At 31.4% G+C, this 26,982-nt stretch carries 27 protein-coding genes and 1 tRNA gene; 26 read left to right on the top strand and 2 right to left on the bottom strand.

The window, feature by feature from the left end; translation table 11 throughout:
* Positions 1–9: 9 nt before the first annotated feature.
* The 9 genes from B5E87_RS00775 (at position 10) to trxA (ending at position 6,937) form a co-directional block, all read left to right on the top strand.
* Entirely contained in the window at positions 10–534 is a 525-nt protein-coding gene (locus B5E87_RS00775; RefSeq protein ID WP_087242969.1) for an RnfABCDGE type electron transport complex subunit G, read from the top strand.
* Positions 535–547: 13 nt separating this feature from the next.
* Entirely contained in the window at positions 548–1,198 is a 651-nt protein-coding gene (gene rsxE / locus B5E87_RS00770) for an electron transport complex subunit RsxE (RefSeq protein ID WP_087242967.1), read from the top strand.
* A 3-nt stretch (positions 1,199–1,201) separates the two neighbouring features.
* Positions 1,202–1,774 carry an electron transport complex protein RnfA gene (locus B5E87_RS00765; RefSeq protein WP_087242965.1) on the top strand — a complete coding sequence of 191 codons (573 nt, stop codon included), beginning with the start codon at positions 1,202–1,204 and terminating at the stop codon, positions 1,772–1,774.
* Positions 1,774–1,959 carry a hypothetical protein gene (locus B5E87_RS00760; RefSeq protein WP_087242963.1) on the top strand — a complete coding sequence of 62 codons (186 nt, stop codon included), beginning with the start codon at positions 1,774–1,776 and terminating at the stop codon, positions 1,957–1,959. The genes B5E87_RS00765 and B5E87_RS00760 overlap by 1 nt, the downstream gene beginning before the upstream one ends.
* Entirely contained in the window at positions 1,949–2,260 is a 312-nt protein-coding gene (locus B5E87_RS00755; protein ID WP_087242961.1) for a (Fe-S)-binding protein, read from the top strand. The genes B5E87_RS00760 and B5E87_RS00755 overlap by 11 nt, the downstream gene beginning before the upstream one ends.
* A 162-nt stretch (positions 2,261–2,422) precedes the next feature.
* A complete protein-coding gene (locus B5E87_RS00750) occupies positions 2,423–2,881 on the top strand; it encodes a MarR family winged helix-turn-helix transcriptional regulator (RefSeq protein ID WP_087242959.1) in 459 nt (152 codons plus the stop codon).
* A gap of 41 nt (positions 2,882–2,922) precedes the next feature.
* On the top strand, positions 2,923–4,656 hold the full coding sequence (locus B5E87_RS00745) for an ABC transporter ATP-binding protein (RefSeq protein WP_087242957.1): 1,734 nt from the start codon (positions 2,923–2,925) through the stop codon (positions 4,654–4,656).
* Between the two features lies 1 nt (position 4,657).
* Positions 4,658–6,514 (top strand): ABC transporter ATP-binding protein, encoded by a 1,857-nt coding sequence (locus tag B5E87_RS00740; protein ID WP_087242955.1) that lies wholly within the window; start codon positions 4,658–4,660, stop codon positions 6,512–6,514.
* Positions 6,515–6,628: 114 nt separating this feature from the next.
* Positions 6,629–6,937, top strand: a complete 309-nt coding sequence (trxA, locus tag B5E87_RS00735) for a thioredoxin (RefSeq protein ID WP_087242953.1) — start codon at positions 6,629–6,631, stop codon at positions 6,935–6,937.
* Between the two features lie 10 nt (positions 6,938–6,947).
* On the opposite strand, the gene B5E87_RS00730 is transcribed toward trxA, so the two are convergent.
* Together B5E87_RS00730 and B5E87_RS00725 are read right to left on the bottom strand one after the other, a co-directional pair.
* Positions 6,948–7,397, bottom strand: a complete 450-nt coding sequence (locus B5E87_RS00730; protein WP_087242950.1) for an HD domain-containing protein — start codon at positions 7,395–7,397, stop codon at positions 6,948–6,950.
* Positions 7,394–8,716: an RsmF rRNA methyltransferase first C-terminal domain-containing protein gene (locus B5E87_RS00725; protein WP_087242947.1), complete on the bottom strand. Its 1,323-nt coding sequence runs from the start codon at positions 8,714–8,716 to the stop codon at positions 7,394–7,396. The genes B5E87_RS00730 and B5E87_RS00725 overlap by 4 nt, the downstream gene beginning before the upstream one ends.
* 82 nt (positions 8,717–8,798) lie before the next feature.
* Here B5E87_RS00725 and B5E87_RS00720 point away from each other — a divergent pair, with 82 nt between their 5' ends.
* From B5E87_RS00720 to B5E87_RS00645, 17 genes are all read left to right on the top strand, one after another.
* Positions 8,799–9,344: a DNA-3-methyladenine glycosylase I gene (locus B5E87_RS00720; RefSeq protein ID WP_087242944.1), complete on the top strand. Its 546-nt coding sequence runs from the start codon at positions 8,799–8,801 to the stop codon at positions 9,342–9,344.
* A gap of 43 nt (positions 9,345–9,387) precedes the next feature.
* Positions 9,388–9,472: transfer RNA gene (locus B5E87_RS00715), tRNA-Leu, on the top strand.
* A gap of 326 nt (positions 9,473–9,798) precedes the next feature.
* Positions 9,799–10,629: an IS1096 element passenger TnpR family protein gene (locus B5E87_RS00710; protein WP_087242942.1), complete on the top strand. Its 831-nt coding sequence runs from the start codon at positions 9,799–9,801 to the stop codon at positions 10,627–10,629.
* Positions 10,630–10,917: 288 nt separating this feature from the next.
* On the top strand, positions 10,918–11,523 hold the full coding sequence (rpsD, locus tag B5E87_RS00705; RefSeq protein WP_087242940.1) for a 30S ribosomal protein S4: 606 nt from the start codon (positions 10,918–10,920) through the stop codon (positions 11,521–11,523).
* 156 nt (positions 11,524–11,679) lie between these two features.
* Complete coding sequence (locus B5E87_RS00700) at positions 11,680–13,422, top strand: septation ring formation regulator EzrA (protein ID WP_241147096.1); 1,743 nt, start codon at positions 11,680–11,682, stop codon at positions 13,420–13,422.
* A gap of 72 nt (positions 13,423–13,494) precedes the next feature.
* A complete protein-coding gene (locus tag B5E87_RS00695) occupies positions 13,495–14,634 on the top strand; it encodes a cysteine desulfurase family protein (RefSeq protein ID WP_087242936.1) in 1,140 nt (379 codons plus the stop codon).
* Positions 14,635–14,640: 6 nt separating this feature from the next.
* Positions 14,641–15,837, top strand: coding sequence for a tRNA uracil 4-sulfurtransferase ThiI (gene thiI, locus B5E87_RS00690; RefSeq protein ID WP_087242934.1), 1,197 nt, complete (start codon positions 14,641–14,643; stop codon positions 15,835–15,837).
* A 135-nt stretch (positions 15,838–15,972) separates the two neighbouring features.
* Positions 15,973–16,140 carry an NUDIX domain-containing protein gene (locus tag B5E87_RS15355; protein WP_241147095.1) on the top strand — a complete coding sequence of 56 codons (168 nt, stop codon included), beginning with the start codon at positions 15,973–15,975 and terminating at the stop codon, positions 16,138–16,140.
* The gene (locus tag B5E87_RS15350) at positions 16,137–16,361 is read left to right on the top strand and encodes an NUDIX hydrolase (RefSeq protein WP_241147094.1); all 225 of its coding nucleotides are present in this window, start codon (positions 16,137–16,139) and stop codon (positions 16,359–16,361) included. Before B5E87_RS15355 ends, B5E87_RS15350 begins: the two co-directional genes overlap by 4 nt.
* A gap of 96 nt (positions 16,362–16,457) precedes the next feature.
* The gene (locus B5E87_RS00680) at positions 16,458–16,946 is read left to right on the top strand and encodes a hypothetical protein (protein WP_087242932.1); all 489 of its coding nucleotides are present in this window, start codon (positions 16,458–16,460) and stop codon (positions 16,944–16,946) included.
* 263 nt (positions 16,947–17,209) lie between these two features.
* Positions 17,210–17,422, top strand: coding sequence for an alpha/beta-type small acid-soluble spore protein (locus tag B5E87_RS00675; protein WP_087242931.1), 213 nt, complete (start codon positions 17,210–17,212; stop codon positions 17,420–17,422).
* A 152-nt stretch (positions 17,423–17,574) separates the two neighbouring features.
* Positions 17,575–18,771 carry an acetate/propionate family kinase gene (locus B5E87_RS00670; protein WP_087242930.1) on the top strand — a complete coding sequence of 399 codons (1,197 nt, stop codon included), beginning with the start codon at positions 17,575–17,577 and terminating at the stop codon, positions 18,769–18,771.
* Positions 18,772–18,888: 117 nt separating this feature from the next.
* Entirely contained in the window at positions 18,889–19,821 is a 933-nt protein-coding gene (locus B5E87_RS00665; protein WP_087242928.1) for a DHH family phosphoesterase, read from the top strand.
* Positions 19,805–21,460, top strand: coding sequence for a hypothetical protein (locus tag B5E87_RS00660; protein ID WP_087242927.1), 1,656 nt, complete (start codon positions 19,805–19,807; stop codon positions 21,458–21,460). The genes B5E87_RS00665 and B5E87_RS00660 overlap by 17 nt, the downstream gene beginning before the upstream one ends.
* Before the next feature lie 11 nt (positions 21,461–21,471).
* Complete coding sequence (locus B5E87_RS00655; RefSeq protein ID WP_087242925.1) at positions 21,472–24,792, top strand: SEL1-like repeat protein; 3,321 nt, start codon at positions 21,472–21,474, stop codon at positions 24,790–24,792.
* Between the two features lie 128 nt (positions 24,793–24,920).
* Positions 24,921–25,595 (top strand): response regulator transcription factor, encoded by a 675-nt coding sequence (locus tag B5E87_RS00650; RefSeq protein ID WP_087242923.1) that lies wholly within the window; start codon positions 24,921–24,923, stop codon positions 25,593–25,595.
* On the top strand, positions 25,592–26,980 hold the full coding sequence (locus tag B5E87_RS00645) for a sensor histidine kinase (protein ID WP_087242921.1): 1,389 nt from the start codon (positions 25,592–25,594) through the stop codon (positions 26,978–26,980). Before B5E87_RS00650 ends, B5E87_RS00645 begins: the two co-directional genes overlap by 4 nt.
* Positions 26,981–26,982 lie beyond the last annotated feature (2 nt).

Raw genomic sequence — 26,982 nt, 5'->3', positions numbered from 1 at the left:
GGAAATAAGATGAAAAATATTGTTAAATTAACTGTTTTCCTTGCAATTGTGGCTGGCTTAGCTGGAGGCGCTTTGTCATTTGTTAATGGCATGACAGATCCCATTATTCAAGAACAAAAAATTGCCAGTGTTAAGGAAAATTTAGTCAAAATTTATTCTAGTGGTGAAGAATTTAAAGCTTTAGATGTTTCTTTAAGTGATTATCCTGCTTTGGTTTCAGTATATGAAGCCGATAAAGGTGGAAGTGCTGTAGGATATATTTATGAAACTGCTGCTCAAGGATATGGTGGAGAAGTTAAAGCTTTGATTGCTTTAGATAAAGATGGAACATATAAAGGATTACAGATTATTGATTGCAGTACTGAAACAAAAGGTATTGGTGATCAAGTTGCTGGCGAAGCATTTATTAGTAGTGTTGTAGGTAAGAACATTGGTGATTCTATTGATACAATTTCTGGTGCTACCATTTCTTCAACAGCTGTTGTTGAAGGAATTGAACAAGCAACACAACATTACAATGAAAACTATAAGTAAGGAGGGAACATAGATGAAGAAATTTGATATATTTAAAAAAGGATTAATTGCTGAAAATCCAATCTTTGTTTTATTGTTAGGTCTATGTTCATCCCTAGCAATTACAACTTCATTAACAAATGCAATTGGTATGGGAATGGCTGTTATTTGTGTTTTGTTAATGAGTAACTTTATTATTTCTTTATTAAGAAAAATCATTCCTAACGAAATTAGAATACCTGTATTTATTGTTATTATTGCAACACTTGTTAAATGTGTTCAAATGCTTATGAATGCATATACACCTGCTTTGTATGAATCATTAGGTGTTTTCATTCCTTTAATTGTTGTCAACTGTATTATTTTAGGAAGAGCAGAAAGCTTTGCTTCTAAAAATGGTGTTGTTGACTCTATTTTAGATGCTTTAGGAATGGGGCTTGGATATACATTTGCAGTTGTAATTATTTCATTCTTTAGAGAATTAATTGGAACAGGTGGTTTATCATTATATAATCCATTTGATGCAAGTCAGATTATTTTCCAATTTAGTTTCTTTAGTGATTATGCAATCAGCTTGTTTACTCAACCTGCTGGAGCCTTCATTACTTTAGGAACAATTCTTGCGTTTATTCAATTCTTAAAAGTAAGAAAAGCTAATAAAGCAAAGAAAGCGGAGGTCAAATAGTTTATGGAATTAGTAAGTTTATTTGTAGGTTTAACGTTTGTTAATAACGTTGTATTAAGTAAGTTTTATGCTATTTGTCCATTATTAGGTGTTTCTAAGAAACCTAAAAATGCTTTGAACATGGGATATGCTGTGACATTTGTCATCTTCTTAGCATCAATTATCACATATCTTTTATACTATTATGTATTAACTCCATTAAATATTACTTATTTGGATTTAATTACATTTATCTTGGTTATTGCGTCTTTAGTACAATTTGTTGAAATGTTCTTGAAAAAGACAAGTCCAGAAATTTATAAATCAATGGGTGTCTATTTACCTTTGATTACAACAAACTGTGCTGTATTAGGTGTAGCATTAGATAATATCAGTGCTGGTTATACATTGATTGAAGCTATGGTTGCAGGTCTTGCAGTACCAATTGGATTTACAATTGTTATTTATGTTTTTGCGACAATTCGTGAAAGATTAGACATTGCAAATGTTCCTGAAAGCTTTAAAGGAACACCAATTGCATTAATTACTGCTGGTATTATGGCATGTGCTATTGCCGGAATCGCAGGTCTTGTTTAATGACTATTTGGGCAATTATTTGGCTAGTTATTTTAATAGCCATCTTTATTGGAACATATTTATTAAATAAACACACACCAAAACCAGAAGGGTGTGAAGATATGAGTGAATGTGTAGGATGCAATAACATTGCTTGTTCTCATCACAGTGCTCATCATAAGGAGGAAGTCAAAGATGCAAATTAGTGCTATTTTAGCATTGCTTGTTATTGGAGCTGTACTTGGATGTGTTTTAGGTATAGCGAATCAATATCTTCGTGTTGAAGAAGATAACCGTATCAGCGATGTTACAGAAATGTTGCCAGGTGCCAATTGTGGTGGTTGTGGTTATCCAGGATGTGCTGGTTTTGCTGGTGCTTTGGTTGAAGGAAAAGCATCAAAAGTGTCTGCCTGTGTTGTCAGCAATCAGGAAACAAGAGAAAAAATTGCAAATTATTTAAATGAAACACCTGGACCAGATGGAAAAACAGTAAACGTTTCAATTTAAATGTTTCATATGGAAATTGACTATGAAGTGTCAATTTCCTTTTTTTATATTTTGTTTTGAGTGATCATTTTAAAAATACTGAACTTCTTATATATTAATGCTTTACATTCAAAAAAATGTGTATTATAATACTGTTCGTAACCGAACAATGGAGGTGGTACGATGTTTAGAGATCCAATTGGATATCGTATTAAAACATTAAGTAATTTAATGAAAAGAAATATGGATAAACATTTGGGACCCCAACATGATAGAGCGACAATGATGCAAACCTGGATCATTGGTTTTGTTCAATTAAGAGACAGTGAAGGTAAAGATACTTTTCAAAAGGATATTGAAGAGGAATTTTCTATTAATCGTTCAACGACTTCTGAAATGCTGACCTTGATGAATAAGAGGGGGTTGATTGAACGTGTTCCTGTAGATTATGATGGACGTTTGAAAAAAATTGTTTTAACCAAAAAAAGTTTAGAGATTCATGAATGGATTAATCAGGCTATGATGCAACTTCATGATAAATTAACTGATGGTTTAACAACTCAACAAATTGAAACATTTATAGATGTTGCGGATCATATGATTCAAAATATGTCTAAAAATGAACAGGAATCTACAGATTAGCAATCGTGTTGGTTACAAATCTTTAAAGAAGGGGTGGTTATATGGTTATTAAAACATTGATGAAACAAATCAAACAATATAAAAAAGATTCTTTTTTAACAATGTTTTTTGTTATCGTCGAAGTTATTTTGGAGATTTTGATTCCTTTGTTAATGGCAAGAATTATTGATTTAGGAATTGAAGCTGGAAATATTAATGCTGTATATAAATATGGATTTATCATGTTTATTATTGCAATTGGAACTTTATCAACTGGTTTTTTAGCTGGGAAATATGCCGCAAAGGCTTCAACAGGATTTGCTGCTAACTTAAGAGATGGAATGTATACAAATATTCAATCATTTTCATTCTCTAATATAGATAAATATAGTACTGCTGGACTTGTTACACGTTTAACAACAGATGTGACGAATGTTCAGATGGCTTATCAGATGATTATTCGTATGTGTATTCGTGCACCAATGAACTTAATTTGTGCCCTGACAATGGCTTTTATGATTAATCATGAATTAAGTTTGATTTTTGTTGGAGCAATGGGATTCTTAATTATTGTTTTAGGATTTATCATGATTACAGCGACACGTTATTTTAATCAGGTCTTTCCTAAATATGATGATTTAAATGAAAGTGTTCAAGAAAATGTTGTCGCTATTCGTGTTGTCAAATCATTCGTCAGAGAAAAATATGAAAATGAAAAATTTAAAAGAGCTGCACAAAATATCTATCGTTTATTTGTAAAGGCTGAATCTGTATTGGCTTTAAACAACCCTGCTATGATGACAGCTGTTTATGGATGTATTTTACTTTTATCATGGTTAGGAGCAAAGAGTGTTGTTGGTGGAACTCTAACAACAGGAGAATTGACGACATTATTTAGTTATATCATGAATATTTTGATGTCATTAATGATGTTATCTATGGCATTTGTTATGATCACAATGTCATTTGCTTCAGCAAGACGTATTGCCGAAGTTTTAAATGAAAAATCAGATTTGGTTTCTCCTGAAAATGCCTTAAAAACAGTGAAAAGTGGATCTGTCACTTTTGATCATGTGACTTTTTCTTATAAACATGGAACAGGTGAACCAGTACTTAGAGATATTGATATCCACATTCACTCTGGTGAAACAATTGGAATTATTGGTGGAACTGGAAGTGCTAAGAGTACACTTGTCAGCTTAATCAGTCGTCTTTATGATGTTGATCGAGGAAGTGTTATTGTTGGTGGTGAAGACGTTAGAAAATATGATTTGGAAGTATTAAGAAATGAAGTAGCTGTTGTTTTACAAAACAATGTCTTATTCAGTGGAACTATTTTACAGAACTTAAGATGGGGAAATGAAAATGCGACTTTAGAAGAATGTCAGGAAGCATGTCGTCTGGCTTGTGCTGATGATTTTATTCAAGATTTCCCTGATAAGTATAATACTTATATTGAACAAGGTGGAACAAATGTTTCTGGTGGACAAAAACAACGTTTATGTATTGCCAGAGCATTGTTAAAGAAACCAAAAATATTAATTCTGGATGATTCAACAAGTGCTGTTGATACTGCGACTGATGCAAGTATTCAAAAATCATTTGAAGAACGTATTCCAGATACGACAAAAATTATTATTTCACAGCGTGTATCAAGTGTGCAAAATGCAGATCGTATTATTGTATTAAATGATGGTGTTATTGATGATTTTGATACACATGAAAATTTATTAAAAACAAGTGGTATTTATCGTACAATCTATGAAACACAGACAAAAGGAAAGGAGGAAGCATAATATGAAAAAACAAAATGTTTTAGCACGTCTTTTAAAGAAAGTCTTTAAACGTTATGGTTTGGCTATAGTTATTGTTTTAATATGTATTATTGGACAGGCCATTTGTAGTGTACAGGGCCAGGTATTCCAACAAAGATTAATTGATGATTATATTATGCCTTTAATAGGGCAGCCTTCTCCTGATTTTTCTGGATTGTTTTCTGCTCTTTCTGTTATGGCTTGTTTCTTTTTGGCAGGAATTGTTTTTGCTTATACCTATAACCGTATTATGGTTACTGTTACACAAGGTTTCTTGCGTGATTTACGTGTAGAAATGTTTGAACACATGGAATCATTACCAATTCGTTATTTTGATAGAACAACTCACGGAGATATTATGTCTGTTTATACAAATGACATTGATACTTTAAGACAATTAATTAGTCAATCTATTCCACAGTTTACTTCAAGTGCTATTACAATTATGACTGTTCTTATATCAATGTTAATGTTAAATGTGACTTTAACATTAATCAGTGTCATTATGGTTTGTATTATTCTCTTTATTTCACGTTCTATTGGAAGACGTTCAGCAAAATATTTTATTAAACAACAAGAAACATTAGGAAAAGTCAATGGTTATATTGAAGAAATGATTTCTGGACAAAAAGTTGTTAAAGTGTTTAACCATGAAGAAAAAGCTATTGAAGGTTTTAGAGATATTAACGAAGAATTACGTCAAAGTTCATATCAAGCTAATAAATTTGCCAATGTTTTAATGCCAGTTACCATTCAGGCAGGAAATATGTCATATATTTTATGTGCGGTGATTGGAGCTGTTTTGGCATTATCTGGTTTTGATTCTTCATTAACAATTGGAACACTTGTTGCATTTATGACATTGAATAGAAGTTTTAATAACCCAATTGGACAAGTGTCTATGCAAATCAATTCTATCGCTATGGCACAAGCTGGAGCGAAACGTATTTTTGAATTGCTAGATCAGGAAAAAGAAGTAGATGAAGGTATCGTGACATTATGTCGTGTAGAATTTGTTGATGGGAAAATGGTGGAAACTGATAAACGTACAGGACATTGGGCATGGCGTCATCCAAGAGCAAACGGTGAAGTAGAATTGGTTGAAATGAAAGGTGACTTGAAATTAGAAAATGTCAACTTTGGTTATTTTGATGATCATATGGTTTTACATGATATTGATGTATTTGCTAATCCTGGTGAAAAAATTGCTTTTGTTGGAGCAACTGGTGCCGGTAAAACAACTATTACAAACTTAATTAATCGTTTTTATGATATTCAAAGTGGAACGATTACTTATGATGGTATTGATATCAAATTAATTAAGAAAGATGATTTACGTCGCTCATTAGGTGTCGTATTGCAAGATACACACTTATTTACAGGAACTGTTATGGATAACATTCGCTATGGACGTTTAGATGCGACTGATGAAGAATGTATTGAAGCTGCTAAACTTGCTAATGCAGATGCTTTTATCAAACATCTACCTGATGGTTATGATACAATGTTAACTGGAGATGGAGCGAATCTTTCTCAAGGGCAACGACAATTAATTGCGATTGCTCGTGCTGCTGTTGCGAATCCTCCTGCTTTAATCTTAGATGAAGCTACTTCATCTATTGATACAAGAACAGAAACTCTTGTTCAAAAGGGTATGGATGGATTAATGGAAGGAAGAACAACATTAGTTATTGCTCATAGATTATCTACAATTAAAAATAGTGATTGTATTATGGTTCTTGAACATGGTCATATCATTGAAAGAGGTAACCATGAAACATTGATGAAACAAAAAGGTAAATATTATCAATTGTATACAGGAGCTATTGAAATGGATTAAGGTCGTCAGACCTTTTTCTTTTTAAGCACATTCGTTGTAAAAATAAGAAGTCTATGTTAAACTCTGTATGTAATCAAAAAAAGAAAACTATAATAAAATAAAGGAGGGCATTTTATGTCAGAAGTTTTACATGTTAACAGTCAGGAATTTGAAAATGTTATTGCTCAAAATGATGTTGTTTTTGTAGATTTTTTTGCAAACTGGTGTGGACCATGCAAAATGTTAGCTCCAAGTATTGATAAATTGGCACAGGAACATCCTGAAGTCAAAGTTGTGAAAGTAGATGTAGATCAGGAACCTTCTCTTGCAATGCAATTTGGTGTACAATCTATTCCAACATTGATAACTTTTAAAAAAGGACAAGCTGTCAATCGTCAATTAGGATTTGTTCCTTATGAAACTTTAGAAAATATGTTGAAATAAAAAATATCTCCTAGATTTTTTCTGGGAGATATTTTTTAAGTCTTTTTTTTCCTTCGTCTGATAAAACAATATCTGTTTCAGCAAAGTATTGAGCTAAGACATCAGCGTCTTTAAGAATCTCACTATATGCATCATCAACTTTATCTTTTTCACTATGTCTAGCAATGGCTTGTTGAATAATAGCTTTTTCATCATCCTGAAATTCACTTAAAATACTACTGATCCATTCACTACATCTTAGACCATGCTGGAATGAGGAATGTTGAGTGAATTGAATGTAGTCATGAAATAATCCAATGATGCCTGCAAGTTCAACATCTAAGTGATGTTCTAAGGCAAGTTTCTGACATAAAGTAGAGACTTGAATGCTGTGTAGTAAAGCTTTTTGCTTATAAATACCATGACATTGTTCTTCAATATGTGTAAAGAAATAGTCTTTTAATGTTTCATAACGATTCATCTTCTTAACCCCTTTGGATATAAGTTTTTAGCTAAGCCTTGACTTTCTTTATAAAAAGAAAGAGGATAATCTTCTACAAAAATGACACCATAACCTTTGTGGTTTGATCCCTGGATGGCTTCTCCATGCAAATACTGTTTGATTTCATCATCATTTTCATGAAAGCGATAAAACTGTTTGACGTCTTTTTGAGTTAATGTTAAAGCTAAAGCAAGACTTGGTTCAAATCTGTTTTTCTTACATTCCCCTAGATAAAGTCCATTGCGTAAAACACGTATTCCTTGTAAATCAGGGAATTGAGGCATGAGAGCATAAATATGATTATGATTGTCATAAAGATAATCAGGAGTAGGAATGTTGAGATATTTCTGATAAAATTCATCAACCAGTTTTTGATTTTGTTTAGAAATATGAGGTTTCATAGGCTTGTATTTTTTAGATACAGACTGACCATTTTTTTGAATGCAGGCAATGAAATGTCCCTCGCCCTGATAATGATGCGGATATAAACGAACAACTCCATCTAGTCCAATGCCATTAGCCATTCCATGACTTCTTTTGAGTGGCTTTAAACAACAATCATATCGTTCAAGAATATATTTGATCTGTTCTTCATTTTCTTTTGTATTATATGTACAGGTAGAATAAATCAGTGTCCCTCCAGGCTTTAATAATTGCATCGCCTGATCAATCAATTGTCGTTGAATATAGGCACATTCCTGTACTTTTTCAGGAGACCATGTTGTGATAGCTTGTTCATCTTTTCTAAACATTCCTTCACCACTACAAGGTGCATCTAAAATGATTTTATCAAAAAATTCAGGAAGAATTTTTGTAAATTGAATAGGATCACAATTGGTTACAATGGTATTTTTTAAACCAAACCTTTCAATATTTTCAGAAAGAATTTTGGCTCGCAATGTATTGATATCATTGGTAATCATTAAACCTTGAGGACCTAATCGACTAGCTACTGCACAGCTCTTTCCTCCTGGAGCACCACACATATCTAATACATAATCATCTTTTTGGATGTCTAAAAAATGAGCAACAAGCATGGCACTTGGTTCTTGAATATAATACAAACCACAAGAGAAAAAAGGAGATTTTCCTAGTGGGTATTTTTCATAATCAAAATAATATCCATCTGGTACAACTGGATGGGGAGAAATAGCATCCTGATTGAAATAATGTAAACAATCCTTTTTTAAAGGATTTAAATAAAAAGCTTTAACAGGAGGCTTTTGTAATGATTGTATAAAATCATCATATTCATCTTTTAATATTGTTTTCATTTCATTTTTAAATAATTCATTCATTTTGTTCACCAATGCTATTATACAAGTGAAAAATGTCTATGTAAACTAGAAAAGATATGTTAAAATAAGAAACGGTGATGGTATGAAAAGGTGTCAATGGGCATATAATGAGCGTTTAATCGCTTATCATGATCATATATGGGGTATTCCTCAACATGATGAAACGCAATTATATAAAATGTTAGTTTTAGAAGGTTTACAGGCAGGACTGAGCTGGGATATTATTTTAAAAAAAGAAGAATTATATGATAAGGCTCTTGATCATTTTGATTATCATCGCATTGCCTTATATGATTCAAAAAAATATGATGAGTTAATGCAAACAGAAGGATTGATCAAGAACCGTTTAAAAATGAAGGCAATTATAACGAATGCCAAAGCTTTTCTTGAAATTCAAAAACAATATGGAAGTTTTGATTCTTTTATATGGTCTTATGTTGATTTTCAACCGGTTCAACATCATTATCAGACATCACAGGATGTTCCATCAAGTGATGATCTGTCTATACAAATCTCTAAAGATTTAAAAAAACATGGTTTTTGTTTTGTAGGTCCAACAATTATATATAGTTATTTGCAGGCTATTGGTATATATAATGATCATGAAATAAATTGCGATTTTTATTGATTTTTAAAAAGATATGTAATATAATAAATAAGCAATTTGATTTGCCTGAGTGGCGAAACTGGTATACGCACAGCACTCAAAATGCTGCGACCTATGTCATGTCGGTTCGAGTCCGACCTCAGGCACCAATTGAATACAAAGTCATGGAAAAGATTTCTTTTTCATTAACATGAAGGTATCGAACAAGATAAAGAATTTTGTTCGATATTTTTTTATGGCTCAATACATATTTTTATACACAAGATGATGAAATTGGTTTGACTGATAGCTATTTCAAGGATTTTTGCGTGATAGATTTTCATATAAAATTCGACAGGATAAAAGAAAAAATGACTATATTTGATAATATTCTTGCAAAAAAATGACGAAAAAGTGAAGAAAATAGATCAAAAACATATGTTATTCTATAAATATTTTGGAAATATTGTAAAATAAAATCAGGAGGTGTAAAAATATGTTAGAAAATCATATTTTTGAATGTGTTGATCATATTTATGATGATATTATTTTAAATGGATCTGATGAATTAAAAGATATTATTCGTCAATTTGAAGATGTAGCAGGAGATGAAAGTCCTTATTTTTTAAAGAAAGGTATTATGTTAGCCATGACATTATGTTTGAATCAGCTTCAATTTCAGGATGAATTGTTTGAAGGTGTTTTACAGGAATATTTAGAACATATGATGGAAGCCATTCCTGAAATGAAGAAAACAGTTATATGTCGTATTGTGGTTAGAGAGTTAGAAAAGTATATTCATCGCCAGGTACGTATCCCTTATCATATGCCTTTAGATGAATTGGCATATTATATATTAACCATATTTCAGGCAGAGGGTACTCATCTTTTTACATTTATAACTGATCAGGGAAAATTTGGTTGTGATCAATGTGATGAAGAAATGTTAGATGATTATGCATCAGATGTTTTCTTAGATGAACTAGATTTGAAAAAGGGAGATACTTTTTCGTTATGGTATGATTTTGGTGATGATTATATATTTGATATTCAGATTCAAGATATTGAACAACACCCAAATGTACAAACTCTTCATGATATAGAAATTATGGCTGGAGAAGGCTTTGGTATTTGGGAAGATGAACATTCACTTTTGGATATGTATTATCATGATAGACAAGCTTTCGTTGAGCATATTCAAGATTTAGGTTTGAATTTGGATGACTTTATTTTTGAAGCATTTGATGTAGATACTGCAAATGGTGCTTTATTTGATGATTATGAATTTTTAAAACATGCTTATATGTATGATGAATATGAAATGTAATGGTTTGTGTTTTTGAATGGAGACTATAAAAACGTGATTTGAGGATGGAAAATAAAGATAAAATAGATATTCTGTTGATATTGAAAAAAATATTTGACAATATAAAAAAGCTTGTTATAATGTATTAGTGCAATAAATGATAGCAGCACATAGAGGGTTAGCCCATGCGTTTGTGACAAAGGGATGTAGAGTATCTTGCTGCAAAGAGAAATACTTAGTACAAACACACCCTAACTGATCTATGCATGTTATTGTTTTATGCCAAATAAAACAATAGGAGGAAAGAAAATGTCACGTTATACTGGACCACAATGGAAAAAATCTAGACGTTTAGGTTTTTCAACATTAGAAACTGGTAGAGAATTAGCAAGAAGACCATATGCACCTGGTCAACATGGTCAAAAAAGAAAGAAATTAACAGAATATGGATTACAATTAGCTGAAAAACAAAAAGTAAGACATATGTATGGAGTTAATGAAAAACAATTCCATAACACATTCAAAAGAGCTGGAAAAATGGAAGGAGTTACTGGTTACAATTTCTTCTGTTTACTAGAATCTAGATTGGATAATATTGTTTATAGATTAGGTTTTGCAACAACAAGAAGACAAGCAAGACAGTTAGTTAACCATGGACATATTTTATTAAATGGAGTTAAAACTGATATCGCTTCTTGTCAAGTTAAAGTTGGAGATGTTATTTCTGTTAAAGAACGTTCTCGTTCATTAGAAATTATCAAAAACGCTTTAGCTTCTCAAACACATGTACCAGGATTTGTTGAAGTTGATGCTGATAAAATGGAAGGTAAATTCATCAGATTACCTGAAAGATCAGAATTAAATCAAGAAATCAATGAATCACTTATCGTTGAATACTACAACCGTTTAGGATAAGATGATCAATATCAAAGTATTGGACAGTTATTTTGTTCAATACTTTTTTCTTTTGATGGCAGTATATCTCTTGTCTATGTAGGATTTTGGAAAAAGATGATGAAATACCTTTCTATTTATGATAAAATAAAACTTAGGAAAAGAGAGGAATTTTAAATGATGGATAATATTGTGAGATTGATTGAACAAATAGGTATACGTAATCTCATTTTTATAGGTATAGGTATTGTTGCGCTTGTAATACTACTTTTATTTTATAGGGGAATGAGATTAAGAAAATATAGGAAATTAATTGTGGATGTGGAAAATCGCATGAATGGCATTAAATCACTGCCATTACAATATCGTTTAGGAAGAGTCCACAGTATTTCTAAAAATATGCCAGAGGTTCTGGAAAAATATGAAGAATACGCTCAGGAATTTGAACGTATTACAGATTATCAGAAAAATCAATTAGGTGTATTGGTTAATGAAGTAGATGAACAGCTTTTTTATGGTAAACTTAGAAAAATATCTTCTAAAATGAAAGAATTAGAAAGCATGCTGAAAATCTATGAAGATGATTCTCAAGCTTTACTGGCAAAAATTGAAGAGATTACTGAAATTGAGAATGTTCAAAGAGTTGAAATTATTCGTGTGAAAGAAAAGTATCGACAATTGATAGATCGCTATGAAACAATCCGTTTTAAAGTGGAAGATTTTGTTAAGGGCATTAAAAATATTTTTAATAATCTTGATGATTCTTTTGTAAAGCTTGAAGATATGATGAATAATCAGAGGTTTGAAGATGCTAAAAATTTAACACAGGATATTGATAAAAAAGTAGACTGGTTAAATGCCCGATTACAGGAGTTACCTGATTATATCGCTATTGTCAGACAGTATATTCCTAAAAAGATTCATTATTTGGATAATTTGATTAAAGATATGTCTAATGGAGAATTTGCGTTAGAAAAGTTAAATGTATCTGCACGTTATCAGGCCATCCAATCCACTATAGAAACAACAACTCAACATATTCAACAATTACAATTAGAAAATGTTGGCGAAGTCTTACAGAAATTAGTTGATGATATTGATGCTATTATTAAAGATTTAGAAGTTGAAAAACAATCATATGATGATTTTAAAACAAAATGGGATGAATCTTATACAGTTATTACCCAGATTTATGATCAGTATAAACAAGCTTTAATTGATCAAAATCGTATTGAAAATTTATATTTGATTAATGAAGATTATGTTGATATTCAAGAAAAATATAAGGACTTTGATCAGATTTTAAGAGAATCTTATGATTTAGAAGAAGAAATGAATGCAGGTGATTTTTCTTACTTACAAATGATTGATAAAGTTGAAAAGATAAAAAATGCAGCTTTAACTCATCAGGATGACTTAAATTCATTCTTTGCATTTCGTGATCATTTATATTTACAGGAACAGCGTGCTATTGATGAGTTAGAAAATATTAATATTGTATTATTGGAAATCAAATCTGAAATTAAGAATAAACACTTACCTATGATCAATGAATCTTACAAAGATTATATTCAAGATTCATACGATAAAGCAGCACAGATTCAAGCCTATCGTATGCACCGTCCAGTGGAATTATCTGAATTATCTAAACGTGTTGATAGTGCAAGAGATATTATTTATAAATTATATGATAATGTCCATAACTTAATTGTCACAGCTGAAATGGTTGAAGAAGCTATTGTTTTTGGAAATCGTTATCGTTCTACTTTTTTAGAGGTGAATACTGAATTAACAAAGGCAGAAGTCTTATTTAGAAATGGTGAGTACACAAAGGCTTTATCAACTGCAGTAGATATTATTGAAAAGATTCAGCCAGGTTCATATGAAAATTTAATTCAAAAAACAAGCGAAAAGTCCTAATTTGGACTTTTTTAGTGGCTTTTTCTTAATAAAAATGGTATATATACATATAATGAACTATGGAGGAAAGATATGATTTATTTAGATTATGTATCAACAACACCATTGAACCAAGAAGTGAATCATATGTATCAGTCATTATTAAATGATTATTTTGCTAATGCTGATTCGTTATATTCTTTAGGATTAAAAACAAGTGCTTTAATGGAAAAATCAAGAGAATTAACAGCGCAATTATTACATGTTTTACCAGAAGAAATTATTTTTACAAGTGGTGCCAGTGAATCTAATAGTGCAGCTATTAAAGGATGTGCTTTTCAATATCAAAATAGAGGAAAACATATCATTACAACTGCAGTAGAACATTCCAGTGTTTATCAGTCATGTATTCAATTAAGAGATGTCTTTGGTTTTGAAGTTGATTTTATATCAGTAGATGTTTCAGGAAATCTTGATTTAAAACAGCTGGAAGAAGCAATCAGACCAGATACAATTTTAATCACGATGATGTATGTGAATAATGAAGTGGGAATGGTTTTTCCTATTGAAAAGGTTTATCAGATGATTCAAAAGATCAATCCAAAAATAAAATTACATGTCGATATGGTACAGGCTTTAGGAAAGATGCCTATTGTTCTCACTCATGTAGATTTAGCGAGTTTTTCAGCACATAAAATTTATGGATTAAAAGGAAGTGGTGTTTTATATAAAAAAACATCTACGTCATTAGTTCCATTAATTAATGGTGGTCAGCAGGAACATCAATTGCGTGGAGGAACATCTAATACAGCTACACATACAATGTTTGCGAAAACATTAAGATTAGCTCTAGAAAATTTAGAACAGAAATATCAATACGTGACTTCTTTGAATCATTATATAAGAGAACAGCTCACTCAGATACCTGATATTGTCATCAATACACCTAGTGAGCATGTTTCACCATATATTCTCAATTTTTCATGTGTAGGGTATAAACCAGAAGTGATTTTACATGCTTTAGAAATGTATGAATGTTATGTATCAACCAAAAGTACCTGTTCATCTCATAAAAATGATATTTCAAGAACATTACAGGCGATGGGAATTCGAGAAGATATTGCTAAAAGTGCGATTCGTATTAGTTTTTCTCATCATACGACACAAGATGAATTAGATGAATTTTTATTTTATTTAAAGAAAACTTTAAAAACTATTAAGAAACAGAGGTAATTGTCAATGGAATGTAGTCATATTTTAGTCAGATTTGGAGAACTCACAACAAAAGGGAAAAATCGTAAACTTTTTATTCGTAAATTAACACAGAATACAAAGGAAATATTAAAAGAGTTTTCACATTTAAGATATGAAATGTCTTTTGATCGTTTATATATTATGTTAAATAATGAAGATCCAGAGGCTGTATGTCAGAAGTTACAGACAGTCTTTGGCATTCACTCTTTTTCAGTTTGTTATAAAGTGGAAAGTGATTTAGAAAAAATAAAAGAAGTATGTTTACAGATTGTAGAGAAAAATCAAGGGCATACTTTTAAAATCAAAACAAAGCGTAATGATAAAGATTATCCACTTCACTCACATGATATCAATACAGCTATTGCTGGATATATTTTTCATCATACATCAAAAGACTTAAAAGTAGATGTTCATCATCCAGAAATATTAATACAAGTTGAATTGCGTAAAGAATGTACCTATGTTATGGATAATGTGATTCAAGGTGCTGGTGGTTATCCTGTTGGTATTGGTGGAAAAGCTTTATTGATGTTATCAGGTGGGATTGATTCACCAGTTGCCGGATATTTAACATTAAAACGTGGTGTTGATATTGAATGTATTCACTATGCTTCACCGCCATATACAAATGAATTGGCAAGGGAAAAAGTTTTAGATCTTGTTGATGTTTTAAGACATTATACTCATGGAAAAATCACTGTACATATCATTCCTTTTACAGATTTACAATTAGCTGTATATGATCATTGTGATGAAAGTTATGCGATGACAATTATGCGTAGAATGATGTATAGAATTGCTGAAGGAGTGGCACATCAAAATCAATGTTTAGCATTAGTGAATGGTGAAAGCATTGGACAAGTGGCTTCTCAAACTTTAGAAAGTATGTCTGTTATTAATGAAGTGATTCATATGCCAGTTATTAGACCAGTTGCTTGTATGGATAAATTAGAAATTATTGATATTGCTCAAAAAATTGGAACATATGATATTTCTATTCGACCACATGAAGACTGCTGTACAATTTTTACACCAAAGCAGCCTGCTACAAAACCAAAAAGCTATAAAGCTGAAGCATTGGAAGAAACATGGGATTATCAAACGATGATTAATGAATGCATTGAACAATGTGAAACAATTGTTATTGATGATCATTATAAAGAAGTAGAGGATTTATTTTAATGAATGATGAAATTTGGGATTTGTATACGCAGGATCGAGTAAAAACAAATCAAAAGATGATGAGAAGCGAGAAGATTCCTTCTCATCTTTATCATCTTGCTGTTCATATTTGCCTTTTTTAATGATCGAGATGAAATGTTGATACAACAAAGATTTAAGAAAAGAAAAACATGGTCAGGATTATGGGATGTGAGTGCTGGTGATAGTGCATTGATGAATGAAACGAGTTATATGGCAGCTGAAAGAGAAGTTTATGAAGAATTAGGTATTCAATTATCTTTAAAAGATATAAGACTTTTTTGATAATTCATTTTGATCAAAATCTTGATGATATTTATCTTATCCGTTATCTTGTCAATATTCAAAATTTAGTTATACAAGATGAAGAAGTACAAAATGTGAAATGGGCAAATCTTGAAGACATAACAAATCTTTTGAAACAAGAAAAATTCGTTCCATATCATCAAAATCTTATATCATTATATTTTGAAATGAAAAATAAACGTGGAGCACAAAGATTATAAATATAAAAAGTTTTATTTATTTTGAATATATATGATGTTTTGTTAATTTATAACCGATTATTCAAGTCAGGTTGCTATGTTGAAAGGAAATCTTATATGCAAAAGTTATTAAAAGATATATCGACTCAATTTCATTTGCTACCTAAATGGAAACAAAGAATATCATGGTGGTATGTTATCTCGGTAAGTTTGATTTTAGTACAATATTTCATCAATCGTCAATTAGATATTCATACATATTTTCACCCATTTATAAGTATAATGATTAATATACTTGTGATTATAGATATTTTTCTTATACCTGTTATTCTTGTGGTTATAGAGATATTAAGTGAAAAAATGAATTTATTACTTAAATTGATTCAAATCTTTTTATCAATTGCAGGGGTAGGTATAATAACACTTATCTTATCTATGATGTTCTTTATGACGAATAAATCTGCAATCAGTAGTAATACTGTAAATATTTCTTTTAGTAATAATAAAGTTTATATTGAAAATGGTGTGTGGCTAGAGAGTAGAAATCATATTGATGTATATCAAATTGAAAATTTAATTTTTATAAAAAAGATTAGCAGTTACTAATGAATAAAAGTTTTAATTGAGAATGAATAAAAGTTTTAATTGAGATATCTTGATGATTTGGTAAAATTATTTTATAATATTTCAATCTCGTTAATTGTCATAAAATATCAAATATAATATATTAAATTGACAGGAACATTTAATAAAAATGAGTATGATGTCAGTCATATTCTTTTTAAAAAGAGAGTTTACAAAATTTTTTTAAAATAAATGAATAATTTTGTCACCTTGACACAAACTAATTGTGTCAGGAGGTGAAAGCAATGAACTCAAAAAATTCAAAAAATAGATTAGTTGTTCCTGGTGCTCAAAATGCAATTGATCAAATGAAATACGAAATCGCTAATGAATTTGGTGTTAATCTTGGACCTGATGCAACATCTCGTGCTAACGGATCTGTTGGTGGTGAAATCACTAAGAGATTAGTTGAAATGGGACAAAATCAGATGGCAGGTAGACAATCTCAAAATCGTTAAGCTATTATAAAAAATCCTAGTCATAATCTTTATTATGAGTAGGGTTTTTTCATTTTTGATAAAAAGTGTATTCGCTTTCAAATTTTTGTTGAGTTTATTCTACAATTTATGTACAATAAATATATGTTATGTATTGTAGGAGGAATAAAAATATGACAAAAATTATGGCAGTCAATGCAGGAAGTTCATCTTTAAAATTTCAATTATTTGAAATGCCTGAAGAAACAGTCATTACATCAGGAATTGTAGAAAGAATTGGGATGGATGATGGTATTTTTACAATAAAATATAATGGAGAAAAAAAGACAACGACATGTCCGATTCCTGATCATCAGGTCGCTGTAGAAATGCTTTTAAAAGCATTGGTTGATGAAGGAGTCGTGACAGAATTAAAAGAAATAGATGCTGTTGGACATCGTATTGTTCATGGTGGAGAATATTTTAGTGATAGTGCTGTTGTTGATGATGATGTTGTCGCAAAGGTTGAAGAACTTTGTGAATTAGCGCCTTTACATAATCCAGCACATCTAATTGGATATCGTGCATTTAAAGCAGAATTACCTAATGTACAGCATGTCTTTACTTTTGATACAGCTTTTCATCAAAGTTTAGATAAAGAAAGATATTTATATCCATTACCATTAGAATATTACACAGATTTAAAAGTGAGACGTTATGGAGCACATGGAACAAGCCATAAATATGTTTCTGAACAAGTGATTGATATGTTAGGAAATCCAACTGAATCACGTGTTATTGTTTGTCATTTAGGTAATGGTGCAAGTATTTCAGCAGTATTAAATGGAAAATGTATTGATACATCTATGGGATTCACACCACTTGCAGGAGTTATGATGGGAACACGTTGTGGAGATGTTGATCCATCTATTATGCCTTATTTATGCAAGAAATTAAATAAAACACCAGATGAAGTCTTAGAAATTTATAATAAGAAATCTGGTATGCTTGGTATTTCAGGAATTTCATCAGATTCTCGTGATATTGAAAATGCTTTATTTAAAGAAGGTGATGATAGAGCATTATTAACAAGTTTATTATATGCAAGAATTGTTTCTAAATATATTGGAGCTTATTATGCTGAACTTGGTGGATGCGATGCGATTGCCTTTACAGCTGGTGTAGGTGAAAATGCAGCTTATTTAAGACGTTTGATTATTGATGATGTTTCAAAAGCTTTTGGTGTCTTCTTGGATGAAAGACTAAATGCTGTGAGAAGTGATGAAAATAGAGTGATTTCTCATCAGTTCTCACAAATTAAAGTTATGGTTATTCCAACAAATGAAGAAGTTATGATTGCAAGAGATACAGTCAGATTATTAGGGCTATAAGAGAGTTGAATGATCAACTCTTTTTTATTATGGTTATTTTGATATAGAAGAATAAATCTTTTATAAGTTCATATTTATGTGATAATATGGTATTATGATAAACAAAGGTGATGAGAAATGGATAAAATATTAAGAATTAGAAAAGAGTTTGATCAGGTTATTATATATAGACATGTGAATCCTGATTTAGATGCATTTGGTTCACAACTGGGAATGTATTGGACATTAAAATCAATCTATCCACAAAAAAATATTGTTTTAGCTGGTGAAATGAACAGTGATTTATTAAAGTATTATCCTTCTTTTGAAATGGGTGAAATCAAAAAAGGTTATACTTTAGGAATTGTTTTAGATACAGCCAATCGTGAACGTATTGATGGGGATATATCTGTGTGTGATCAGATACTAAAGATTGATCATCATATAGTTGTTGATTCATATGGTGATATTAATATTGAAGATGAAGAAGCATCTTCATGTAGTGAAATTGTGACTTTATTAATGAAACGCGGGAAAGCTCAAATCCCATTAGAAGCTGCCAATGCTTTGTATTTAGGAATTATTGGAGATAGCAATCGCTTTTTATATCATTCGACATCTCAAAAAACTTTTGAAGCAGCTTCTTATCTATTGGATATGGGAATTGATATTGAAAAATTATATCAGAAGCTTTATATGCGTACAAAACAGGATTTAGAAATTACAAAATTTATTTATAATCATTATCAGGAAAATGATCATATAGCATGGTATTATTTGAGTGACGAAAATTTAAAAGCATTACAGATGAGTCGAGAACAAGGGTCTTCTTATGTTAATGTGTTAGCTAATTTTGAAGAGTATGCTGTATGGATGGCTGTGACTCAAAATAAAAAAGACAACAACTATCGTGTGAGTATCAGAAGTCGTGGTATTCCTGTTAATGAAGTGGCAGCACTTTTCCATGGTGGTGGACATGCTTATGCTGCTGGAGCAACTCTTCAATCATTAGATGAATTGGAAGAACTTATTGAAAAATTAAAGGAGAAAATCAATGGAAAATATATTTGAAAAGTTTTTTACAAGAATGACAGAAAATAGGCAACGTCAATTTTTTCAACAACGTCAGCCCCAAAAAGGCGGGACAATAAAGGCATTGGTCATTGTTTTGATTGTTTTTTTGATTGTTGAATACTTTGTTTTGATACCTATTAATTTGAGATCACCTGATTTTGTTTTCTTTTTCAGTATTCTGCTTGTTATTTTTATAGCATTAAGAAGTTTATTTCAGGCTTCATTTGATAAAGTAAATAAGATACTTAGTGTAGTGATTGCGTTATTGTTAGTTTATGTCTTTGCTGGACAATTAATCAGTTCACCTATCTTTTTTGCATCAAGTTATCAAAAACAATTAAATGTTGATAAAAATGCTGATTTCTATAAAGATAATCCTAAAGTGAATTATCAGTCAATTCCTGTTGTTGATAAAGAGAGTGCTGAACGTTTAGGAGATCGTAAAATGGGTGAAATTGTCGATTACGTTTCACAATTTGAAGTTGATAATGATTATGTTCAAATCAATTATCAGGATAAACCTTATAGAGTCACAACATTATCATATAGTGATTTGATTAAATGGTTTACGAATCATCGTGAGGGATTACCTGCCTATATTCGCGTAGATATGGTGACACAGGAAAGTGAAGTTGTTCGTTTAGATGAAGGAATGAAATACTCACATTCTGATTTATTCTTTAGAAATATTGATCGTCATTTACGTGTTCACTATCCAACTAAAATGTTTGAAACACCTTCATTTGAAATTGATGATGATGGACATCCATATTGGGTAGCACCGACTTATACTTATAAAATTGGTTTATTTGGTGGTAAAGATATCACAGGTGCAGTGTTAGTTGATGCTGTGAGTGGTGACTGTCAATATTATGATATTCAAGATGTTCCAACATGGATTGATCGTGTTTATCCTTCTGAATTGTTAATAGAACAGCTTAATAACTGGGGAAAATATACACACGGTTTCTTTAATACGATTTTCTCTCAAAAAGGTGTTTTAAAACCAACAGACGGATATAATTATATAGCTTTAAATGATGATGTTTATTTATATACAGGTTTAACATCAGTATCTAATGATGCTTCCAATGTAGGATTTGCATTGATTAATATGCGTACGAAAGAAGCCAAATATTATGCGATTAGTGGAGCAGAAGAATTTTCAGCAATGTCTTCTGCTGAAGGAAAAGTTACAGATTTAAAATATACGGCAACATTCCCTATATTGATTAATGCTGGAGGAGAACCAACATATTTTATGTCTTTAAAAGATAGTGCAGGTCTTGTTAAAAAATATGCGTTTGTCAGTGTTGAAAATTATCAGATTGTTTCAGTTGGTGATAGCGTTGCCGAAGCAGAAAAAGAATATTATGCATTGTTGAAAGATAATGGTAAAACAAATGTTGATTATGATACAGAAAAATTAACAGCTGTTGTCAGTGATATTCATGAAGTTGTTGTTAATGGAAATTCACAATATTATTTCCAGCTTCAAGATTCGAATCAAGTCTTTATTGCACCTATTTCATTAAATGCTCAGTTGCCTTTTGTCAAAGCGGGTGATACAGTGACGATTGAATATGTCAATGATGAATCGACTTCACAAACTGTTTCTTCAATTACGATTCAATAAGGAGGAAGATTATGGGTGAATTATTTCAACGTTTAAAAATGTATGAACCTCTATTTGGGAAATGGAAAATAGATTTTATTGCCATCACTTATACAGATATGGCATGGGTCTATTTGAAAGATGATTATGGCAATGATGCTTTAATGAAAGTGAAAACTTTATTTTGCTTAGAAGAAGATGTGGAAAATGAAGTTTATGAATTGATGAATAAATATGACATCTTGGATTTTCCTGATTTAACACATTCACCTTATTTAGAAGAAGAACATTATTATATTGAAGATGGATCTGAAGCCAAAGGTGTTGATATCTGTTTGTTGTCAAGATATTCACTAGAGGAAGATAACGATCAGCTTTTATCTACCAATGAATTGTTTCAATTAGGTCTACAATATATGAATGGACAGGATAGAGTTCAGGATGAATATCGTGCTTATCAATTGTTTGAAAAAGCAGCTTATCGTTCACATGCCAAAGCTATTTGTTCACTTGGATATATGAATGAAGTGGGGTTAGGAACAAAAGTCAATAAGGAACAGGCAGTTGCTTTTTATCAGCAGGCTGCTGATTTAGGTGATAGTCTGGCAGCCTGTAATTATGCTTATTGCTGTTTAAAGGGGATAGGCTGTCAAAGCAATTTACAGCAGGCTTTTGAATATTTTGAAAAGTCTGCCCAAGATCAATATCCTCGAGCTGTTTATTATTTGGGAGAATGCTATTGCTTTGGTTATGGAACGCTCAAAGATGAAATGAAAGCCATGACTTATTATAAACAGGCAGTAGATTTAGGATATACACAAGCTAAATATAGCATTGGATATTGCTATGAATATGGTATAGGTGTCGCTAAAGATCTTGAAAAAGCTTTTGTATGGTGCTTGGATGGTGCCAAAGATGGACTACCTGTTGCACAGGTTCAAGTTGGTTTTGCCTATGAAGTTGGTGAAGGTGTTAAACAGGATAGTGAACAGGCTGTGTATTGGTATCAGCAGGCTTCGTCACAAAATTATGCACCTGCTCATTGTTATCTGGCATATTGCTATGAAATGGGAATTGGAACTCCTGTTGACTTAAAAAAAGCAAAAGAACTGTATTTACTTAGTGCGAATATGGGATATCCTCGTGCTATGATGGCTTATGGACATATGATTGAAGATGAACATCCTGCATTAGCCTTGGATTATCTTAAGCGTAGTGCGGATTATGGCTATTATCCAGCTATCAATAAGTATGCCTATTATCTGGAAAAAGGAATAGGTATAGAAAAAAATGAAAAGCTGGCATTTGAATATATTCAAAAAGCTGCCAATGATCAAGATGCACAAGCTATGTGTACTTTAGGATACTACTATGAAATGGGCATAGGAACAAAAAAAGATACAGCCAAAGCTTTTGAATATTATCGTCAATCTGCCAAGGCAGGTCATTTACATGGTATGACAAACTGGGGTTATTGTTATGAAGCTGGTATTGGAACTGAGCAGGATTTGTCAAAGGCTATAGAGATTTATCAACAAGCTGCTGATTTAGGTTATGATGTGGCGCAATGTAATTTAGGATATTGCTATGAAGTGGGAATTGGGGTAGAACCTGATTTACAAAAAGCCAAAACCTTTTATTTGTTAGCTGCAAAACAAGGACATTTAAGAGCTATGTGTAACTTGGCTTATTTATATGAACAGGGCGTTGACGGTCAACCTGATTATCAGGAAGCTAGAAAATGGTATGAGCAGGCTGCTCAATATCAATATCCTCGTGCACTTTGTTGTTTAGGTTATTTCTATGATGAAGGATTAGGCGTTGATGTTGATTTAGAAAAATCATTTGATTATTATCAACAGGCAGCTAATTTACATGATGGAGCCGCTTTGTGTACTTTAGGTTACTATTATGAAAACGGGATTGGCTGTCAAAAAGATGAACAACAGGCTGTAGAGTGTTATCAAAAATCGGCGGAATCTGGAAACTTGCGTGGTTTAACAAATTTAGGTTGCTGTTATGAACTCGGTATTGGAGTTGAAAAAGATTTATCTCAGGCTATTTCCTGTTATCAACAGGCAGCTGATTTAGGATTTGATGTTGCCCAATGGCGTTTAGGATACTGTTATGAAGATGGAATTGGTGTTGAACAGGACATGTCTAAGGCTATTCAATACTATCAGGAGGCTGCTAAACAAAATAATCCACGTGCTTTATGTGGTTTAGGTCTTATTTATGAAGAAGGTCGAGGAGTGCCGGTTGATTTAACGAAAGCTTTTGAATATTATCAACAAGGTGCACAACTAAATGATGAAGTCTGTCAATGTAATTTGGCTTTTTGTTATGAACATGGAATCGGTGTCGAGCAGGATTTTGCTCAGGCCAAATATTATTATGAATTATCAGCTCAAAAAGGATATCCAAGAGCTTTATGTGATTTGGGTGTCATGTATGAATTGGGACTAGAATGTCAAAAGGATGAAGAAAAAGCTTTACAGCTTTATCATCAAAGTGCAAAGTTTAATTATTCGCCTGCCATTTGCAATGAAGCCTCATGTTATGAAAATGGTATAGGGACAAAGGTCGATTTATCACATGCTTTTGAATTATATTTAAAAGCAGCCAAAAATCAATGGGCTCGAGCTATATATCATGTTGGTCGTTTCTATGAAGATGGCTTAGGAATTGAAGTGGACATAGAAAAAGCTGTACAATATTATGAATTGGCTGGTCAAAATGGTATAGCAGATGGATATGTCGAAATGGGGAGAATGTATGAATGGGGCATATTGAAACAATCTAATGATCAAGCTATAGAATATTATCAAAAGGCGCTTGATATGCAATCACCACGCGCTTATTATGCACTTGGAAATATGTATAAAGATGGAAAAGGTGTTCAACAGGATTATTCAAAAGCGATTGATTATTTTCAACATGCCGCCAAGATGAATCATGCTTCATCGCTTTATAATCTGGCTGTGCTATATGATTTTGAAGCTGGTAAAGAGTTTGAAGATAAACAAAAAGCAATCACCTATTATCAGCAGGCTGTTGATTGTGGACATGCAGGAGCCATGAATAATCTGGCAGTTTGTTATAAAGAAGGAGATGGCGTCAGCAAAGATTTAAAAAAGGCTTTTGAATTATTTTTAAAAGCTGCCAACCTTAATAATGGACACGCTTATCTCAATCTTGCGAGAGCATATACGTATGGACAAGGAACACAGGTTTCTTTAAAAGATGCTAAATACTGGTGTCAAAAAGCACTGGATGCTCATATTGAGGGTGCAAATGATTTAATGAAAGTGATTAAAAGAAAGTCATTTTTGCATCCTAAAAAGATAAAATAAGGACAACACAGATGTGTTGTTTTTATTATGGAATAAAGTTTGGTATATTTCATAAGGGAATAACAATAAATATAGGAATTCACGCATAATTATGATATAATTACAAAATGAATTGAGGTGGAAAGATTATGAAATCAAAGATTTTAATAGTTGATGATGAAGAACATATTAGAGAATTGATCCGTTTTTATTTAGATAAAGAGGGATTCTCAGTGGTTCAGGCTGCCAGTGGAGAGGAAGCTTTACATCTTTTAGAAAATGAATATATTGATTTAGCAATTGTTGATATTATGATGCCAGTGATGGATGGATTTCAATTGGTAGAGGAAATGAAGGAAATGAAAGACATTCCCGTTATTATGTTAACTGCCAAATCACAGTCAGCAGATAAATTAAGAGGTTTTTCATTAGGAATAGATGATTATGTGACAAAACCATTTGATCCTGATGAACTTTTAGCAAGAGTGAAAACAATTTTAAAAAGATATAGTATCAATAGTCAGAATATTGTGACTTTACATGATGTGGTTTTTGATGGAGATAAATATGAAATCAGATATAAAGATCAAACAATTCATTTGCCTTTAAAACAGTTTGAATTGGCCTTTGAATTAGCGAAAAATCCTAATCAGATTTTTACTCGTGAACAGTTAATTGAAAAAATTTGGGGAATGGATTATGATGGATTTGATCGTACTGTAGATGTTCATATTAAACGTATTCGTGAAAATTTAGGACATTTGCCTGGATTTAAAGTTGTGACAGTAAGGGGATTAGGATATAAGATTGAGGTTGAACCATGAAATCCATTTATGGGAAGCTGATTATTGGATTTTTAGTCAGTATTTTATTTAGTTTTTCAATTGCTGGATATTTTTCATTGCGTAAAAATGCAAATGAACTGGGGTTACTGGCTGTTGAAGAACTTAAAAATTCAACAGAACTTATAGAAGATTTTATTCAATTAATAGATCGAGATGATTTAGATAAAATATTACAGGGTTATGCCTCAACTTCAGAAGTGAGTTTTTATATTGAAAGTAATGGTCAAAAAAAGACTTATGGAAATATCAAAGGAGAACATCTCTCTCATGAAGAAGCAGATGTTTTAAGAGAAAATATAGGACAAAGTATTATTTTACAAGATTCATCTATACGTATTTATGCAAAATCTTTTGAAGTTAAAAATCAAAATTATATTGTCTATGTTCAAAAAGATATGAGTAAAAGGGAAATGATTTTCTTTGATTCTGCTTTAATAGCTGTCTTTTGTATGCTTGTTGCTGGAAGTATCACATTTTTAGTCATTGCTGATATTATTGTTAAACCTATTTCACGTTTAACTAAAGCAACAAATGAATTATCAAAAGGAAATTATCGTGTTCGTGTTAATTATACTGGTAAGGATGAAATTGCACGTTTAAATCGCAGTTTTAATCAAATGGCTCAACAGCTTGCCAAGCAGGATGAAACACGTCAACAGTTCATATCTGATGTTTCACATGAGTTTCAAACGCCTTTAACGGCTATTCAAGGTTTTGCGACAATCTTAAAGAATGAAAAATTAACTGATGAGCAACGTCAAAAATATGCAGATATCATTTTATTTCATAGTAAACGTTTATCTACACTTTCTAAAAATATGTTACAGTTAACTTTATTGGATGGTGAAGATGTTAAATTAGAAATCAGTGAGTTCTCGTTAATTGAACAGTTAAATCGTGTTATTGAAACACAAGATAATTTTGCGTTAAGTAAAAATATTGAAATAGAATTTGAAATACCTAAAAATGATATTCGTATTGAAGCAGATGAGTCACGTTTAGAACAAGTGTGGATTAATTTGATCAACAATGCGATTAAATACACACAAGATAATGGAGTTGTCATGGTACATATCAAGAAAACATCTAAAGAAGTGGAAGTCAGTATCGAGGATACGGGTGTTGGTATGAGCAAAGAAGCTATATCACATATTTTTGAACGTTTTTATCGTCAAGATAAATCACGAAGTGTAGAAGGCAATGGATTAGGGTTATCTATTGTAAAAAGAATTGTTGATTTACATAAGGGACGTATTGATGTTATATCAAGAGAAGAAGGAGGCAGTCGCTTTACCGTTCATTTGCCTCAGAATAAATCATTTCATATTAGTGAAAGACTTATAAAAAAAGAAAATCATGGTTAGAA

The organism is Massilimicrobiota sp. An142, assembly GCF_002160725.1.
Classification (GTDB): domain Bacteria; phylum Bacillota_I; class Bacilli_A; order Erysipelotrichales; family Coprobacillaceae; genus Allocoprobacillus; species Allocoprobacillus merdigallinarum.
The sequence above is the reverse complement of the archived record's forward strand: the minus strand, read 5'-3'. Positions and strand labels throughout refer to the sequence as shown.